The sequence below is a fragment of the Burkholderia sp. CCA53 genome (assembly GCF_001685525.1).
GTDB lineage: Bacteria > Pseudomonadota > Gammaproteobacteria > Burkholderiales > Burkholderiaceae > Burkholderia > Burkholderia multivorans.
This window is the reverse complement of the sequence record NZ_BDDJ01000001.1, coordinates 1233432-1247597: the sequence shown is the minus strand read 5'-3', so window position 1 is coordinate 1247597 and position 14166 is coordinate 1233432. Positions and strand designations below refer to the sequence as shown.

The following is a 14166-nucleotide window of genomic DNA, read 5'->3' as shown; positions in this document are numbered from 1 at the left end:
GGTGCTGTATTCAGGGATTCCAGTGTCGGCAGTTCGCGATGGCGTCGCAATGAACAGCGGTTGTGTGCGCAACCAGTACAACCGGCGGCAGTAGGGCTCGCGCGCGCGCGTCGGTAGCCTTGCCGCATGACTGCACTTCTCATTGATTCATCTGACGTTGATCCACGCCGACGCGCACGTGATCTCTACTGGCAGGGCTATCGCATCGCGCGTATCGCCGACATGCTTGGTGAGAAGCCGGCCACGCTGTACAGCTGGAAGCGGCGCGATCGATGGGACGAGACCGAGCCGGTCGATCGCGTCGCGCTGTCGATGGAGGCGCAGCTGATTCGGCTCGTCGTGAAGGAGAAGAAAGAAGGGCGCGACTTCAAAGAGATTGACCTGCTAACGCGTCAGCTCGACCGGCTGCGCACGCGCCCGGCGAACGACGCGAAGGTGAGCCAATGCGGGAGCGCGGGCGGGACGAGACGGTCGCGCAGCGCGGACGAGCGCAACGCGTTCACCGACGAGCAGATCGAGAAGCTGAACGATGCATTCCTCGAATCGATCTTCGACTATCAGCGCACGTGGTATCGCGCGGGATTCAAGGAACGAATCCGCAACATCCTGAAGAGCCGGCAGATCGGCGCGACCTGGTACTTCGCGCGTGAGGCATTGCTCGACGCGCTGCACACCGGCCGCAATCAGATCTTCCTGTCGGCCAGCAAGGCGCAGGCGCACGTGTTCCGTCAGTACATCGTCCAGTTCGCGAAAGATACGGTGGGCGTTGAGCTGAAGGGCGACCCAATCGTGCTACCGAATGGCGCAACGCTGTACTTCCTCGGCACGAACGCGCGCACCGCGCAGAGTTACCACGGCAACCTGTATTTCGACGAGTACTTCTGGGTGCCGCGCTTTCAGGACCTGCGCAAGGTCGCGTCCGGCATGGCGATCCACTCGCAGTGGCGTCAGACGTATTTTTCGACGCCATCGAGCCTCGCACACGACGCGTATCCGTTCTGGTCCGGCGCGCTGTTCAACCGCGGCCGCCCGAAGGATCAGCGCGTGTCGATCGATATTTCGAATGCCTCGCTCGCTGCGGGCCGCGCGTGCGGCGACGGCCAGTGGCGGCAGATCGTGACCGTCGAGGACGCCGTGCGCGGCGGCTGCAACCTGTTCGACCTCGAGCGCCTGAAACTCGAATACAGCGCCGACGAATACGCGAACCTGCTGCTGTGTCAGTTCATCGACGACTCGCTGTCGGTGTTTCCGCTGTCGGCGCTGCAGCCCTGCATGGTCGATACGTGGGAAGTGTGGGACGACTTCAAGCCGTTGTATCTGCGCCCATTCGGCGACGAAGAGGTGTGGATCGGCTACGACCCGTCGCATACAGGCGACAGCGCTGGCTGTGTCGTCGTGGCGCCGCCGAAGTATCCGGGCGGAAAGTTCCGCGTGCTCGAGCGGTTCCAGTGGCACGGCCTCGATTTTGAGGCGCAGGCCGGTCAGATCGAGGCGCTGACCCGGCGCTACCGGGTCACCTACATCGGCATCGATACGACCGGGATCGGGCAGGGCGTTTACCAGCTCGTCACGAAGTTCTTCCCGGCCGCGACGCCGTTCCACTACTCGGTGGAGATCAAGACCGCGCTCGTAATGAAGGCGCAGAACGTGATCCGCAAGGGCCGGTTCGAATTTGACTCGGGCTGGAAGGATCTCGCTGCGTCATTCATGGCAATCAAGAAGACGCTCACGCCCAGCGGCCTGCAGGTCACGTACAAGGCGAGCCGCTCAGAAGAGGCGAGCCACGGCGACCTCGCCTGGGCGTGCATGCACGCGCTCGCGAACGAGCCGCTCGAGGGGGCGACAGGTACCAACACCGGATTCATGGAGATTTTCTGATGTCACGCAAGTATCGACGCGGCGCTGGGCGTCGCACGCATGAGCGTGCCGAGCCGGCGGCCGGCACGAACTCGGCGTCGGCGCCGCGCGCCGAGGTGTTCTCGTTCGGCGATCCGGTTGCCGTGCTCGACCGGCGCGAGCTGCTCGACTACGTCGAGTGCATGCGCATGGGGAACTGGTACGAGCCGCCGCTGCCGCTGGACGGGCTTGCGCGCTCGTTTCGCGCAGCGCCGCATCACAGCTCGGCTATCTACGTGAAGCGCAACATCCTTGTGCAGTCGTACGTTGAGCATCCGCTGCTGTCGCGCGCGGACTTCAGCCGGTTCGTGCTCGAGTACCTGGTCTTCGCGAACAGCTACCTCGAGCTGCGCACAAATCGGCTCGGCCAGCCGATGGCACTGAAATGCTCGCTCGCGAAATACACGCGGGTCGGGATCGAGCCGGGCCAGTATTGGTTCGTGACGAACGTGCGTGAGCCGCACGCGTTTCCCGTGGGCGCGGTATATCACCTGTACGAGCCGGATCTGAACCAGGAGATTTACGGGCTGCCCGAATACCTCTCGGCGCTGAATTCGACGTGGCTAAACGAGAGCGCGACGCTGTTCCGGCGGCGCTACTACAAGAACGGCAGCCATGCGGGCTTCATCCTATACATGACCGACGCGGCCGAGAAACAGGAGGACGTTGACAACCTGCGTGAGGCTCTGCGAAACGCGAAGGGGCCGGGCAATTTCCGGAACCTGTTCATGTACGCGCCGAAGGGGAAGAAGGACGGCATCCAGCTGCTGCCGATCGGCGAAGTCGCGGCAAAGGACGAGTTTTGGAACATCAAAAAGGTGACGGTGGAGGATCAGCTCGCGGCGCACCGAGTGCCGCCGCAGCTGATGGGAATTATTCCGTCCAACGCGGGCGGGTTCGGTGACGTGCACAAGGCCGCTGAGGTGTTCAACGAACTCGAGATCGAACCGCTGAAGGCGCGGCTGCGGGAGGTAAACGATTGGCTCGGCGTCGAGGTCGTTCGCTTTCGCCCTTATATGCCGGCCGCGCAGTGATGCAGTGGGGTTCGCGTTGAGTGTGCTATTGATTTCTTGTGATAGATGCAACCCCTTGCACATTTACGTGGTCGCGAATGCCCCGATATGGGCTGGTAGCCGTCGGCCCTTGCCGCCGGAAACTGGCCAGATGTCGAACTACGCGCGACCCGTCCGACCCATTGGTAAAGTCGGCGACCAAAGCGACTTTCCCGCTCACATGAGCACGCAACGTGCGCCAGCATTGCAACCGTTACTCCGATGGTGCAGCAGTACCTCTTCCTTCTCTGACAAGGCTCGCGGACCGGACCTACGCTAAGACCTACGTTCGCCCTTTTGACGATCGTCCGCTAACGACCCTGAACGCTTCATTCAAGAAACTCCCACTGACGGACCACGGCCGGCTAGTACATCCGTCGAGATCGATCAAACTTTGATCGGCCCGAACATCCCCGTATAAATCAGCGCCTCCCAAACCTTTTTGAGCGCTTGTCCAGTTTCCTGGTTGACAAACAGCGACGATCTGCTTCCGTGCGGACGTCCCAAAAAATATGAGCGCATCGACTGCCATGTTTCGGCAACTTCGGCTCCCCAAACACACGGGAGCTCCTTTTCAAGAAGCAGCGGCATCGCGACACTTAACGGAATCGTGCCGTCTCGATTCAACGGCTTTGCCCATTCGCATTTGACGAGTATCGGCGTGCAACTTGGGTTGTACAACTTGGCATCGAGTCGCTCGGCCGTGATTTGCGCGGCAGGATGATACGGAAGAGCATTCACTGAATCCAACACCCTTTGCCCGTCGTCGTACGGACAGGTGATGAAGCCATTGGCGAAATAGCGGGTGTGGTCCAGTCCATGGTATCCGCAGTCTGGTCCCGGAGTCGTAGCCGGGCAGCGATCGTCTTTGTAGTTTCGGACAAGCGGATGCCAGCTCGGATAGCTTTCCACTACCGGTCCAAGCTGATCTGCGATATCGAGAAGGGCCTCGCGGCTTTCCTCTCTTCCCGCTTCATCCAGGTATTGCGCGCGTGGGACCAAGTAGTCCAACACACTCCCAAGCCCTGCTCGCGCCGCTTCGTCTGCCCGGAACGCCATACCACCTCCTAATCGAATCTGTTTGTGCACAGTATCACTATCTCGCGCATAAAACAATCATGTTGTGCGTGAGATGCGTCTGTCGTGCGACGTTCCCTTTTCCCTCTTCTGCGCTCAAGCGCTTCCATCGGCGGCCTGTAGCGGGGGCTACGGAAAGGGCTGCTCTTGTACATTGATGCGGCGTCTGAATGCCGCAGTTAAGCGGCGCGCGAATGTCGCTGCATGGCCGGTCGCGTACGTTCGTCCCCTGCATTCACGATGAAGCCGGCAAATGTCGGCAGGGTCTCGGTGCCCGCGGCGTTTTTGTGCCAGCGTCCGTACGTGGCCGAGATGGAATTCGGCGGCTCGGAGTGGCCGCCGGCCAGCAAAACCCCGCGGCGGTCTGGCGCGAGGCAGAGGCGTGACGCAGCTGATGCATCCGGGGGCGTACGAGCGGCATGACTTGTCGCGCCCGACGAGCATTCAGACTAGGCGCGCGCAGTTGTGACCCCGCCCCACCTACCCGCGAAAATGAACGGTTTTTATGCACGCATGCATCCGGCGCTCGGGGCCGCCGGGTGCGGGCCGCGTGGAGGCCGGCGGCCGGATTCGTCTATGCAGCTTTATGCGCCTTGGTTATGCAATGTCGTGCGCATGCAAACTTCATGTACGCTCCAGCCATTCAAATATGTGCGGGGGGGTTTATGTTGGCAGCGTGCGAGGCGCAAGCCATTTACTTTACATTGACCGGGCGTACGCCGGTTTCGGCGGTCAAATTGGCAATCGGTCACTCGGAGTTCAGCGGAGCGGGAGTGTCTGGGGCGCAATCGATAGGGTTTGAACTGGTGAAGGGGTTGCCGGCGGCAGTGGTAGCGCTGCTCGTTGGCATCATCGGTGGGCTGATTGCATGGCGGCAATATCGCGTCGCGAGGGCGAAATTGAACCTCGACCTGTTTGAGAAACGCTACGAACTCTTTATGGTCGTCTGGACCTTTGCATCTACTATCGTTCAGGGTGGGTGCGACCAGCTTCACGTACCGGAGCGGCGCGAGATGACGAACCTCATACCCAAAATCGAGTTCTTATTCGGCCGCGACCTCGCGGAATATGTGCGCCATCTCAATGCCCAACACGCTTCCTTGTGGGCCATCCACCAGGCCGCGAAGACGAATAACAATGTCATCCCGCCTCAGCATATGGAAGCCCACAATGCCATCATGAAGTGGTTTGCTGACGAGGCATTGGAGGGGGTGAAGCAGAGGTTTGGCCTGTACCTGAGTTTCGAACAGTGGCATTGAACGGGGCAGCGTATTCCAGCTGATGCGATCGGACATCAATCAAGAGGTGTATGGTCTGCCCGAATATCTCAGCTCGCTTCACTCGGCATGGCTGCACGAATCGTCGATGCTGTTCCGGCGGAAGTATTGACGAGTACGTCATTCCGCCGGTGTCGGGCGCAACTTAATACAACCGGCTTGTTGAACGGTCAGCTGTGTTTCAGCAGAGCCAATACGCCTGACACTGTTCCGCCCAAGACACTGGCTACAACTGGGCTTTCGAGTAGCTTACCCACCAAGTTTTTTGCCTCCTCTTTTTCCTGGGCGGAGGCCGCCGACCCGTCGATTTTTTCGATCAAACCGGCAAGACTGCTCGCGATATGTTGAACGTTGTGATCGCCGATCTGGATACCATGGGAGTGATTGATCGTAATGCTCGGGGCCGGCTTCCCCTGGGCCACGTGGAGCAGGGACGCATCCTTATACAATTTTAGGCTCCAGTGAGGTGGGATGCCGCTGATACCTTTGCTGTAGTTTGCCTCGACGATCTTGTACGTGTCTTCGCGGCCGTTCGGCAGTTCTCTCGACAATATCCAACCCTCCGCACCAATAAAGCTTTCGTCGAATACAGTCGCTGCGTGATAGCCGTTTTTGGCGCCGATCTTAGTCATATACGTACCCGACTGTGTCCCGTCGGGAGATTCGACGCGCACGGTATCGGTGTGCATGGATGCAAACGGATTATTCATTTCGTGTACTTCCCCGCTGACATGTGGAAGTGAAATATTAGCAAGCAAAGTCGCTCGTGAAATGGATCGCGCATAGGTATTCCGGCGCGGCCCTATTTGTGCTTGGGGCGGCTCAGGATCGAGGCGCTACAGAGGATCGGCCGGCGCAGGGGGGGGCTGCGACGGGCGGAGATCGTGATGGGGAGGCTCGGCGAGGCTGTCGTGCGGCCGGAAAGGGCATCACGGGGGCTACGGAGGAGCGGGCCACGCTGCGCTGGCCCCCAAAGGAAGGACTTCGATGGTTTGAGTACTAGAGAATCGCGCGCAATTTGGACATGCGCGCGATCGCTGCGCTACTCGGACTGAGGTTGAGAAGGTGCAACCGGAGTGCTGTCAGGGATTAGTTGTGTCGAAAGCGTTTCAAGATCGCTCCCCGACGTTTCCGGTGCCGGCTGCTGTTCCGTGCTCTCCGGATCCAACTGCGCCTTCCGCTCGGCCTCGCGCCGTGCATTTTCCAGCTTCCAGTAGCTGGCTAGCTTGTTCAGTTTTTCGATGTGCCGCGGAGGAATTCGTTTGAATAGAACGTCCTGATCGCCGTAGATGAACGGCTTCATTACGTGGGTATCTTTGTTTTTTTCCAGGTAGCGTTCACAGAAGGTCTTGACTTCACTCGCCTGGGTCGGTTCACGTTTCTCGATCCTGTCTTCGATTTCCATCAGCGGGTCGGGCATAACGGCATTCACCCAGAATACAGGATAGGGAGTGCCATTCGTGACGCCCTTTAGATCCTTACGGCCTTCGTAATAGAACTCAAGCCTTTTCAGATCCCATGACGTAGGAAGATTTCCCGCGGTATGCGACAGCATGAATGCAAGGTCCGCCGCTAGTACGAATTTGCGCGGTGACGCCGCCGAAGCAACGCGGAACCCCGTATCAATAGACGGTCCGATGAAATCTCGGATTCCGGTAATACTGCGCTCGGAGCTGGACCCAGAGTGCGTTTGCGGACCGACGTTGGCAGCAAAAAGACGTGCCAGGTTGCCGAAAATGTAATCGCCATCATCGCAGCCGGCGAGACCGTTCGAGGACTGGTGATCGAGAATAACTTCCGCATTGTTGATTGGAAATCCAGCGATCCAGGCCGCGCACTTCAAGTCGAGTCCAGCGCTGTGCTCCTTAATCCGCCGCCGATAGTCTTGGATCGTGAGAAGCCAGGCGAGCACGGACAGGTACGCTTGTCGATGGTCCGTGAGGATCTTCGTGAAAATCAGTTCATCGCCAACAGCCTTCCACACGGTGGGTCGATCGCCAACAGGCCAATCGTGTTGCTCTTCTTGCGCATGCTTGGTTACCACCTTCCATTGGTCTTCGAACGTCGCTGAAATTTGTTCGTAAAACTCGAGAATGGGGGAGAGCCATGGCTCAGAGGGTGATCCTTCCTCACCGTCCTCCTTGTGCGCTGTGCTGCCCTTGTGTGGCGAGTGCGAAAGAAGTTGCTTGAATTGCGTTGACCCCGTGATATCAACGCTCATGAAAAGGCGGAGCTTCGGCTTCAAGAAGTCCGGAAGCTCCGCCAGGATATCGCTTGTCATGACGAATGCAGTGGGCTCGTCGCCCGATTTGTTGTTATAAGCCGAGGGATTTTGCGCGCACGCCTGCGGCAGACGTTGACACGCCAAACTGTGACGCGAGCGACACAAGGTCGCCCCCCGTTGCATGGAACGCCTCTGTGAACTTTCCTTCCGGCATCAAGAACGATGCGGCAAACCAGTTTGCCTCGACTTCAGCCTGATCTCCACCGTAGCGCGCTGCTCGCATTGGCCCTATGTCGCGACCCTTTACGCGAGGGAGGCGATAGTGCAAAAAGTAGTGACCAAGCTCATGGGCTATCGTGAATCGATCACGAGCTCGACTCGTATGTGCCGCGAGCGTAACAACAAATTTGTTGTCGCCGTGGATCTCAATAGAGCCAGATTCGCTCGAGTCTAGCGCCCAGATGTCTTGGTAGCGAATTTCCCCACCGAGGCGGGCTACCAAAGACTCAAGGTCTGAGCCGATCTCGTACTGAATATGACGGGCAAGCTTCTCCGCCAGGTCGCCTACGGCCTTCTTCCCGAGGTTGCACGGCTCTGGCGATGCAAAGGCGAGCGTGTTCATGTGAGCCTCAAAGGGTTTAGTTTTTCCTATTGACCGGGGATTATAGCGAACCCCCTTGACAAGTGGCAAATATTTCGTCCACTGGCCTGCCACCGGGCGCCACGCCCGGCAGTTCACCCTACCACTGTATATTTTTACAGTATTTGTGGGCTTATGGCAAACGCATGGCTGAGCGGGCCGGCCCGCTGCCAGCCGGCGCGGTCACCCGCGGCTAGCAATCTCGCGTGAGATTTCAGCAGGAGAAATAGCATGAGCGACCTGTACGAAAATTCGCGACTGGACCGTCCGGAGCGCTTGCTGCGCTTCGCAGAGGTTCGCGCACGCATTGGCTTGTCCAAAAGTGAGATCTATCGCAGGATTGGCGCAGGAACATTTCCGGCTGGCGTCAAGCTAGGCGCTCGGGCTGTGGCTTGGCGCGAATCCACCGTCGAGGATTGGATTCGCGCTCTCAGGTAGATTTCGCTTCGAATCAGTCGTGAGTTTTGAGGCGTTTCCAATCGGAATTCGATCCTTGCCAGACAAGGCTGGGAAGGCAACGGAAGTGTGCATTTTGGAAACGCAGATACGCGCTAAGTCGTTGCTATCATTGACAATTTCGACTGCTTTGTAATCATCAGGTGGCGGGTTCGAGTCCTGCAGCCGGCACCAATGAAATCAAGGGGTTACGCGATGTTTGCGTAACCCCTTCGCATTTCCGATAAGCCGCTCGCGTTTCCAAACGATGAGACCGTGCTCGCAGACGGCTCGTCCAAGTTGACGGGCGCGCACGAATTGCCATCGCGCGGAGGTCAAGCTGTCGGCCGGGCCGACGCGTGCCACAACGGCAAATCCGATAAAACCGACCCTGCCGTTTTCCCGTATCCCCGGGCTTGAGGTTTTCGGCTCCGTTGCCGTGATCCCCGTCGTGTTCCGGCACTACGGCGCCAACCCGATGCATATCATCGGCCGCAATCAGATGGACGGCGAAACCGGCCGCGCACATACCGCCTCGTTGCTCCCCCGTTTTCATGTCACGGTCGCGTCACGATGCGGCCATAAGGTTGCTCCTTCCTGGCGCGGCCTCGCGTGCAATTCGGGTGCCAATGTATTGTTTCCCGGGCTTTTTTGCCAGACAGAAAGGCTCCCGCGACATCCGTACATGCGTACCTGAATCCGCGGCGATACGTTCGCGCGTCAGGGCGTGCGCAACCCTCGAGCGACGACGTGCCCGCGTCGCCTAAGGGCGTCCGGGATCTCGCTCCCTGCAACGCGTACCGTTTCGTGCATTGCACCGTTCATTCAAAGACACGATCGACGCCGATTCATCCTGAATGAATCGCGAACGATCAGGAGACAACCGTCATGTTGAGTCCGCATGAATTTTCGATGCTGCTTCGCGTCGCCCGCGCGCCGGACAGCGTCGATCGATCCAACCCGGCTTTCACCGTTCTCGTCGAAAAGCGTCTGGTTGACGATACGCAAGCGCGCATGAGCGCGGTAGCGGCGCGCCCCGCATTGACGCCGATCGGCCAGATGCTGCTCGCGCGCTTCGACGAGGCGGCTTGACGGAGACGAAACGGAGGAGACCGGAACAGAAGAGCCCGGTACAGAACCGCAGAAACGCGTCAAGCCGCCGCACCAGCGAACGGCGTGACGCAACGAAACCGCGGCGAACCGCTTACTGCGCGACCGGCACCGTCACATCGCTGCCGAACCAGTGCATCGAGATCTTCTTCAGCGTGCCATCCTTGCGCAGCGACTCCAGCGCATCGTTGATCGCCTTCTCGAACTTCGGATTGCCCTTGCGGAACGGGATCGCCATCTCCTGCTTGCCGCCGTTCAGCACCGCACCGGCACGCAGCGGCAGATTCGACGTCTTGATCATGTACGGCAGCATCAGCCGATCGTCGAGCGTCGCCTCGATCCGGCCCGCGGCCAGATCGCGCAGCTTTTCCGGCGCGCCCGGATACGTCTGCACCTCGATGCCGGGCACGCTGCGCGCCATCTGATCGTAGTTCGTGCCGAGCGTCACGCCGAGCTTCTTGCCCTTGAAATCCTCGAGCGACTTGAAGTCGCGCTTGTCGTCCTTGCGCTGGATCAGCTGTGCAGCCGAATACGTGTACGGCTCGCTGAAGTCGAGTGCTTCCTTGCGCTGCGGCGTAATCGTCACCTGGTTCACGATCACGTCGAACTTGCCGGCCTGCAGGCCCGCGATGATGCCGCTCCATTCGGTCGGGATGAACTGCGTCTTCACGCCGAGCTTGCCGGCCACCGCATTGGCGACGTCGACGTCGAAGCCCTCGAGCTGCCCCGACGTGCCGCGCGAGTTGAACGGCGGATACGTGCCTTCGAGGCCGACGCGCAGCACGCCGGCCTTCTTCACGGAGTCGAGCAGGTCTTCGGCGTGGGCGGCGACGGCCGTAAAGCCGAGGGCCGACGCAAGCAGCAGGCCCGACAGCAGGAACTTCGTACGTTTCATCGCGGATCTCCAGTAGTTCAGTGTGTGGTTGGGCGAGCCCGGGCAGCGGTCGCGGCCGGCCGCGGCCGGAATACGGCACGTCGACACTACTCGCAACTGGGCCGCGCCGAAAGTCGAATTGGCCCTGATTGCAATCGATTTCAACGGCAAAAAGCAACGGCGACGGATCCGCGCGGTGGCACGCAAAACGATTTTTGGCGCGTTCGAATTACCGCTCTTTTAAATCAGGTCAGTTTTACGAGAAACGCCGAGATTTGTCTGTAAAATCGCGCGAGCGAAGTCGAATGCTCGCGCCGCCGAGGGTGCGTCAAAAGAAGAAAAGGCCGTAGCCATGAACATGCAGAACACAATTGCCGCATTGCGCGGCGGGTTGCTTCAGCAGGACCGGCTGTTGAAGCTCGATACGCCGCTGGGAGCCAATGTCCTCACCGTACAGCGCGCGGTCGGGCGTTCGCGCATTGGGCGCGCGTACGAATTCGCGCTCGACGTGCTGTCGACCGACAGCGATCTGGAACTCAAAAAACTGATCGCGCAGCCGATCACGCTCTGGCTCCAGCAGGCCGATCGCAGCTACCGGCCGATCAACGGCTACGTGCATACCGCGCGCCGACTCGGCGCCGACGGTGGGCTGACAACCTATCAGCTCACGTTCGCCGATTTCACCCATTTTCTGAAGTTTCGCCGCGATCAGCGCATCTGGAACGACGCGGCAGTCGATCAGATCATCTCCGACGTCCTGAACTGCCATCCGCAAGCGCAGGGCCACTTCCGCTTCGCGCTATCCAAGCCGCTGCCGAACCGCTCGTACACGCGCCAGCACGATACCGACTGGCATTTCATCCATCGGTTGATGGAGGACGAGGGGCTCTATTGCACGTGGCAGCAGGCCGACGACGGCAAGTCGCATACGCTTGTGATCACTGACAACCTGCAGGCGTTTGCGCCGCTGTCGCCGGAGACCGTGCGTTTCTATCGAGGCGGGGCGGCGAGCGAAGCCGACGCGTTCACGCAATGGTCGGGCACGCGCACGCTGCAGAGCGTGACGCGCACGACGCGCACGTTCGACTACAAGAATCCGTCGCAGCCGTCGAACCCGAAGGGCACGTCGCTGCCGACGATGGCCGGTCAGGGCGAATTGCCCGACCAGCTCGAAGTCTACGAATACACCGGCGCGTACACGTATCTCGACCAGACACGCGGCGACCATCTGACGAAGATCCGGATGGAGGAGTGGGAATCGCAGGCCAAGCGCTTTCATGGCGCGGGCGGCGTGCGTGCTATCGATGCGGGCCGGCGCTTTACGTTGGCGGACCATCCCGAACACGATCGCGATCCGGCGGACCAGCGCGAGTTCGCGACGATCGAAGTCGCATGGTGGATCGAGAACAACCTGCCCGTGTCCGCGAGCGATTCGAATTTTCCGCACAGCCTTGCGTCGTCGCTCGCACAGGTACGCGCTCGATACGGGGACATGCGAGAACTTCAGGTGCCGCATCCCGACGGTTCGCTCGGCTTCTATCTCGTCGAAGTCGAGGCGCAGCGCACGAGCGTGCCGTATCGCAGCCCGTTCGAGCACGCGAAGCCGAAGATGCACCTCGAGACGGCGATCGTCGTTGGTCCGCAGGGCGAGGAGGTCTATACCGACGAGCTGAACCGGATTCGCGTGCAGTTCGTATGGGATCGCCTCAATCCGGGCAACGAGAACGCATCGTGCTGGGTGCGTGTGGTGCAGTCGGACACCGGCGGCGGCTACGGCGGCGTGCACGTGCCACGAATCGGCGAGGAAGTGCTGATCGACTACGTCGGCGGCGACTGCGACCGGCCGCTGGCGGTCGGGCGCGTGTACAACGGCGCGAACAAGCCGCAGTGGCATAGCGACGGCATTCTGTCCGGATATCGATCGAAGGAATACGCGGGCGGCGGCTACAACCAGCTCGTGATGGACGACGCCACCGGGCAGAACCGCGTGCAACTGATGAGCAGCAGCGCGAACAGCCTGCTGCATCTGGGCTACATCATCGATCAGAACGGCAATGCGCGCGGCTCGTATCTCGGCAGCGGGTTCGATCTGCGCTCGGATGCGTATGGTGCGGTGCGCGCGAGTCAGGGGCTGTACGTGACCACGCATCCGAAGGCGGCGAACAGCCAGCCGCTCGACGTGAAGGAAGCGCAGCAGCAGCTCGTGACCGGCGAGAGCCTGATCGAGGCGATGTCGGGCGTGAGCGAACAGCATCAGGCGGAAAGCCTGAAGGAAGCGCACGACACGATGCGCGCGTTCGCGGACGCGACGCAAAGCAGCGTGTCGGGCAATGCGTCGGGCGGGCGTACTGCGGGCGGTGGAACGGGCAGCGCGAATGCATTCAAGGAACCGGTGATGCTGTTCGGCAGCCCGTCGGGGATCGCGATGTCGACGCAGCAGTCGGTGCACATGGTCGCGAACGATCACGTGAACGTCGCGAGCGGCCAGAGCGTGCACGTGGCCGCAGGCAAGTCGCTGATCGCGAGCATCGGACAGAAGCTGAGCCTGTTCGTGCAGAACGCGGGGATGAAGCTGTTCGCGGGCAAGGGCAAGGTGGAGATCCAGGCGCAGTCGGACAACGTCGAAGTGACTGCGCAGAAGGCGGTAAAGGTTGTGTCCGCAACCGACAGGATCGAGATCGCGGCCGATCAGGGGATTCTGCTGACGAGCGGCGGCGGCTATATCCGTATTCAAGGCGGGAACATCGAGATTCATACGCCGGGTGCGGTCGATGTGAAGGGTGCGTCGCATACGTTCGCGGGGCCCGCGAGCATGGGCTATCCGTTGCCGAGCCCGAGGCCCGATCAGCCGGGGCAATTGGAACTGTTTCACAAGTACGCGAACGGCGAGGCGGTGAAGGGCGGCTTGTTCACGGTGAAGGACGTGAACGGCGCGGTGCTGAAGAAGGGGGCGCTCGACAACAGCGGCTATACGGTTGTGAGCGGACTGCCGCCCGGCGCAGTGCGTGTCGAATTCGGAAAGGATCCGCGCGAGTCGGATCAGCCGGCGAACTATTTCAAGGAAGCGAAGTGGCCGGCCGAGCCTGTCACGCCGTCGCCGGAGGGTGCGCAGGCCGCGGCAGCCGGTCAGCTCGCCAGCCAGTTGAAGGGAATGGCGCCCGCGGCTGCGACGGCTGCGGCGGGGCTGGCGAGTGGAGGCGGCGCCGGTGCTGCGTTGGGCGGACTGGCGAGCTCCGCGTTGCCGGCTGCGGCGGCTGCGCTGGGCGGCGCGGGTGCGGTGTCCGCGTTGCAGACCGCTTCAAGCTTGGGCAGCGCCGCGAAGCAGGTGGCGGGGATGGTGCAGGCCGCGCGTCAAGGCGGCCTCGCGGCCTTGGCTGCGCCAGCCGCGAATGCTGCATCCGGGGCGCTGCAGGGCGCTTTGCCCGGTGTGGCGGGGATCGCCGGCAAGGGCGCTACGGCGATGGCATCGGCTGGCGGCGCCGCCGGCATGAAGTTGCCGACCAGCGGCTTCGGCGGCCCGCTTAAATCCTGAGAGGGCGGCGTATCGGCCGTCGAGAACAACAAATCGCGATTTGAACGAA

The 14166-nt window shown here is 60.8% G+C and carries 11 protein-coding genes and 1 pseudogene; 7 read left to right on the top strand and 5 right to left on the bottom strand.

Annotation, left to right across the window (positions count from 1 at the left end; genetic code table 11):
• Positions 1–126 precede the first annotated feature (126 nt).
• Positions 127–1878, top strand: coding sequence for a terminase ATPase subunit family protein (locus tag BCR55_RS05700; protein ID WP_065494309.1), 1752 nt, complete (start codon positions 127–129; stop codon positions 1876–1878).
• Positions 1878–2930: a phage portal protein gene (locus tag BCR55_RS05695; RefSeq protein WP_065494308.1), complete on the top strand. Its 1053-nt coding sequence runs from the start codon at positions 1878–1880 to the stop codon at positions 2928–2930. Before BCR55_RS05700 ends, BCR55_RS05695 begins: the two co-directional genes overlap by 1 nt.
• A gap of 405 nt (positions 2931–3335) precedes the next feature.
• Here the strand turns inward: BCR55_RS05695 and BCR55_RS30250 are convergent, their stop codons facing one another.
• On the bottom strand, positions 3336–3962 hold the full coding sequence (locus BCR55_RS30250; RefSeq protein ID WP_244131743.1) for a hypothetical protein: 627 nt from the start codon (positions 3960–3962) through the stop codon (positions 3336–3338).
• A 689-nt stretch (positions 3963–4651) separates the two neighbouring features.
• Here BCR55_RS30250 and BCR55_RS05685 point away from each other — a divergent pair.
• The gene (locus BCR55_RS05685; RefSeq protein WP_139094022.1) at positions 4652–5284 is read left to right on the top strand and encodes a hypothetical protein; all 633 of its coding nucleotides are present in this window, start codon (positions 4652–4654) and stop codon (positions 5282–5284) included.
• A gap of 7 nt (positions 5285–5291) precedes the next feature.
• Positions 5292–5411, top strand: a pseudogene (locus BCR55_RS33255) (capsid portal protein); the annotation flags it as partial.
• 61 nt (positions 5412–5472) lie between these two features.
• On the opposite strand, the gene BCR55_RS05680 reads toward BCR55_RS33255, so the two are convergent.
• The 3 genes from BCR55_RS05680 to BCR55_RS05670 all read right to left on the bottom strand — a co-directional run bounded on the left by BCR55_RS05680 (position 5473) and on the right by BCR55_RS05670 (position 8148).
• A complete protein-coding gene (locus BCR55_RS05680) occupies positions 5473–6012 on the bottom strand; it encodes an RIP homotypic interaction motif-containing protein (RefSeq protein ID WP_065494305.1) in 540 nt (179 codons plus the stop codon).
• Between the two features lie 332 nt (positions 6013–6344).
• The gene (locus tag BCR55_RS05675) at positions 6345–7583 is read right to left on the bottom strand and encodes a hypothetical protein (protein ID WP_065494304.1); all 1239 of its coding nucleotides are present in this window, start codon (positions 7581–7583) and stop codon (positions 6345–6347) included.
• A 34-nt stretch (positions 7584–7617) separates the two neighbouring features.
• Positions 7618–8148, bottom strand: a complete 531-nt coding sequence (locus tag BCR55_RS05670; RefSeq protein ID WP_065494303.1) for an ImmA/IrrE family metallo-endopeptidase — start codon at positions 8146–8148, stop codon at positions 7618–7620.
• Positions 8149–8397: 249 nt separating this feature from the next.
• Here BCR55_RS05670 and BCR55_RS30245 point away from each other — a divergent pair, with 249 nt between their 5' ends.
• Positions 8398–8604 (top strand): AlpA family transcriptional regulator, encoded by a 207-nt coding sequence (locus BCR55_RS30245; RefSeq protein ID WP_083211775.1) that lies wholly within the window; start codon positions 8398–8400, stop codon positions 8602–8604.
• An 885-nt stretch (positions 8605–9489) separates the two neighbouring features.
• Positions 9490–9693 carry a hypothetical protein gene (locus BCR55_RS05665; protein WP_006400562.1) on the top strand — a complete coding sequence of 68 codons (204 nt, stop codon included), beginning with the start codon at positions 9490–9492 and terminating at the stop codon, positions 9691–9693.
• A gap of 112 nt (positions 9694–9805) precedes the next feature.
• On the opposite strand, the gene BCR55_RS05660 is transcribed toward BCR55_RS05665, so the two are convergent.
• The gene (locus BCR55_RS05660; protein ID WP_006400561.1) at positions 9806–10606 is read right to left on the bottom strand and encodes a transporter substrate-binding domain-containing protein; all 801 of its coding nucleotides are present in this window, start codon (positions 10604–10606) and stop codon (positions 9806–9808) included.
• A 331-nt stretch (positions 10607–10937) separates the two neighbouring features.
• Between BCR55_RS05660 and BCR55_RS05655 the strand changes: the two genes are divergently transcribed.
• Positions 10938–14117 carry a type VI secretion system Vgr family protein gene (locus tag BCR55_RS05655; protein ID WP_065494302.1) on the top strand — a complete coding sequence of 1060 codons (3180 nt, stop codon included), beginning with the start codon at positions 10938–10940 and terminating at the stop codon, positions 14115–14117.
• Positions 14118–14166 lie beyond the last annotated feature (49 nt).

Excerpts from the sequence above, each read along its gene's own strand:
- BCR55_RS05665 (WP_006400562.1), top strand. The coding sequence starts at position 9,490 with ATGTTGAGTCCGCATGAATTTTCGATGCTGCTTCGCGTCGCCCGCGCG.
- BCR55_RS05655 (WP_065494302.1), top strand. The coding sequence starts at position 10,938 with ATGAACATGCAGAACACAATTGCCGCATTGCGCGGCGGGTTGCTTCAG.
- BCR55_RS30245 (WP_083211775.1), top strand. The coding sequence starts at position 8,398 with ATGAGCGACCTGTACGAAAATTCGCGACTGGACCGTCCGGAGCGCTTG.
- BCR55_RS05685 (WP_139094022.1), top strand. The coding sequence starts at position 4,652 with ATGTACGCTCCAGCCATTCAAATATGTGCGGGGGGGTTTATGTTGGCA.
- BCR55_RS05700 (WP_065494309.1), top strand. The coding sequence starts at position 127 with ATGACTGCACTTCTCATTGATTCATCTGACGTTGATCCACGCCGACGC.
- BCR55_RS05660 (WP_006400561.1), bottom strand. The coding sequence starts at position 10,606 with ATGAAACGTACGAAGTTCCTGCTGTCGGGCCTGCTGCTTGCGTCGGCC.
- BCR55_RS05695 (WP_065494308.1), top strand. The coding sequence starts at position 1,878 with ATGTCACGCAAGTATCGACGCGGCGCTGGGCGTCGCACGCATGAGCGT.
- BCR55_RS05680 (WP_065494305.1), bottom strand. The coding sequence starts at position 6,012 with ATGAATAATCCGTTTGCATCCATGCACACCGATACCGTGCGCGTCGAA.
- BCR55_RS05675 (WP_065494304.1), bottom strand. The coding sequence starts at position 7,583 with ATGACAAGCGATATCCTGGCGGAGCTTCCGGACTTCTTGAAGCCGAAG.
- BCR55_RS05670 (WP_065494303.1), bottom strand. The coding sequence starts at position 8,148 with ATGAACACGCTCGCCTTTGCATCGCCAGAGCCGTGCAACCTCGGGAAG.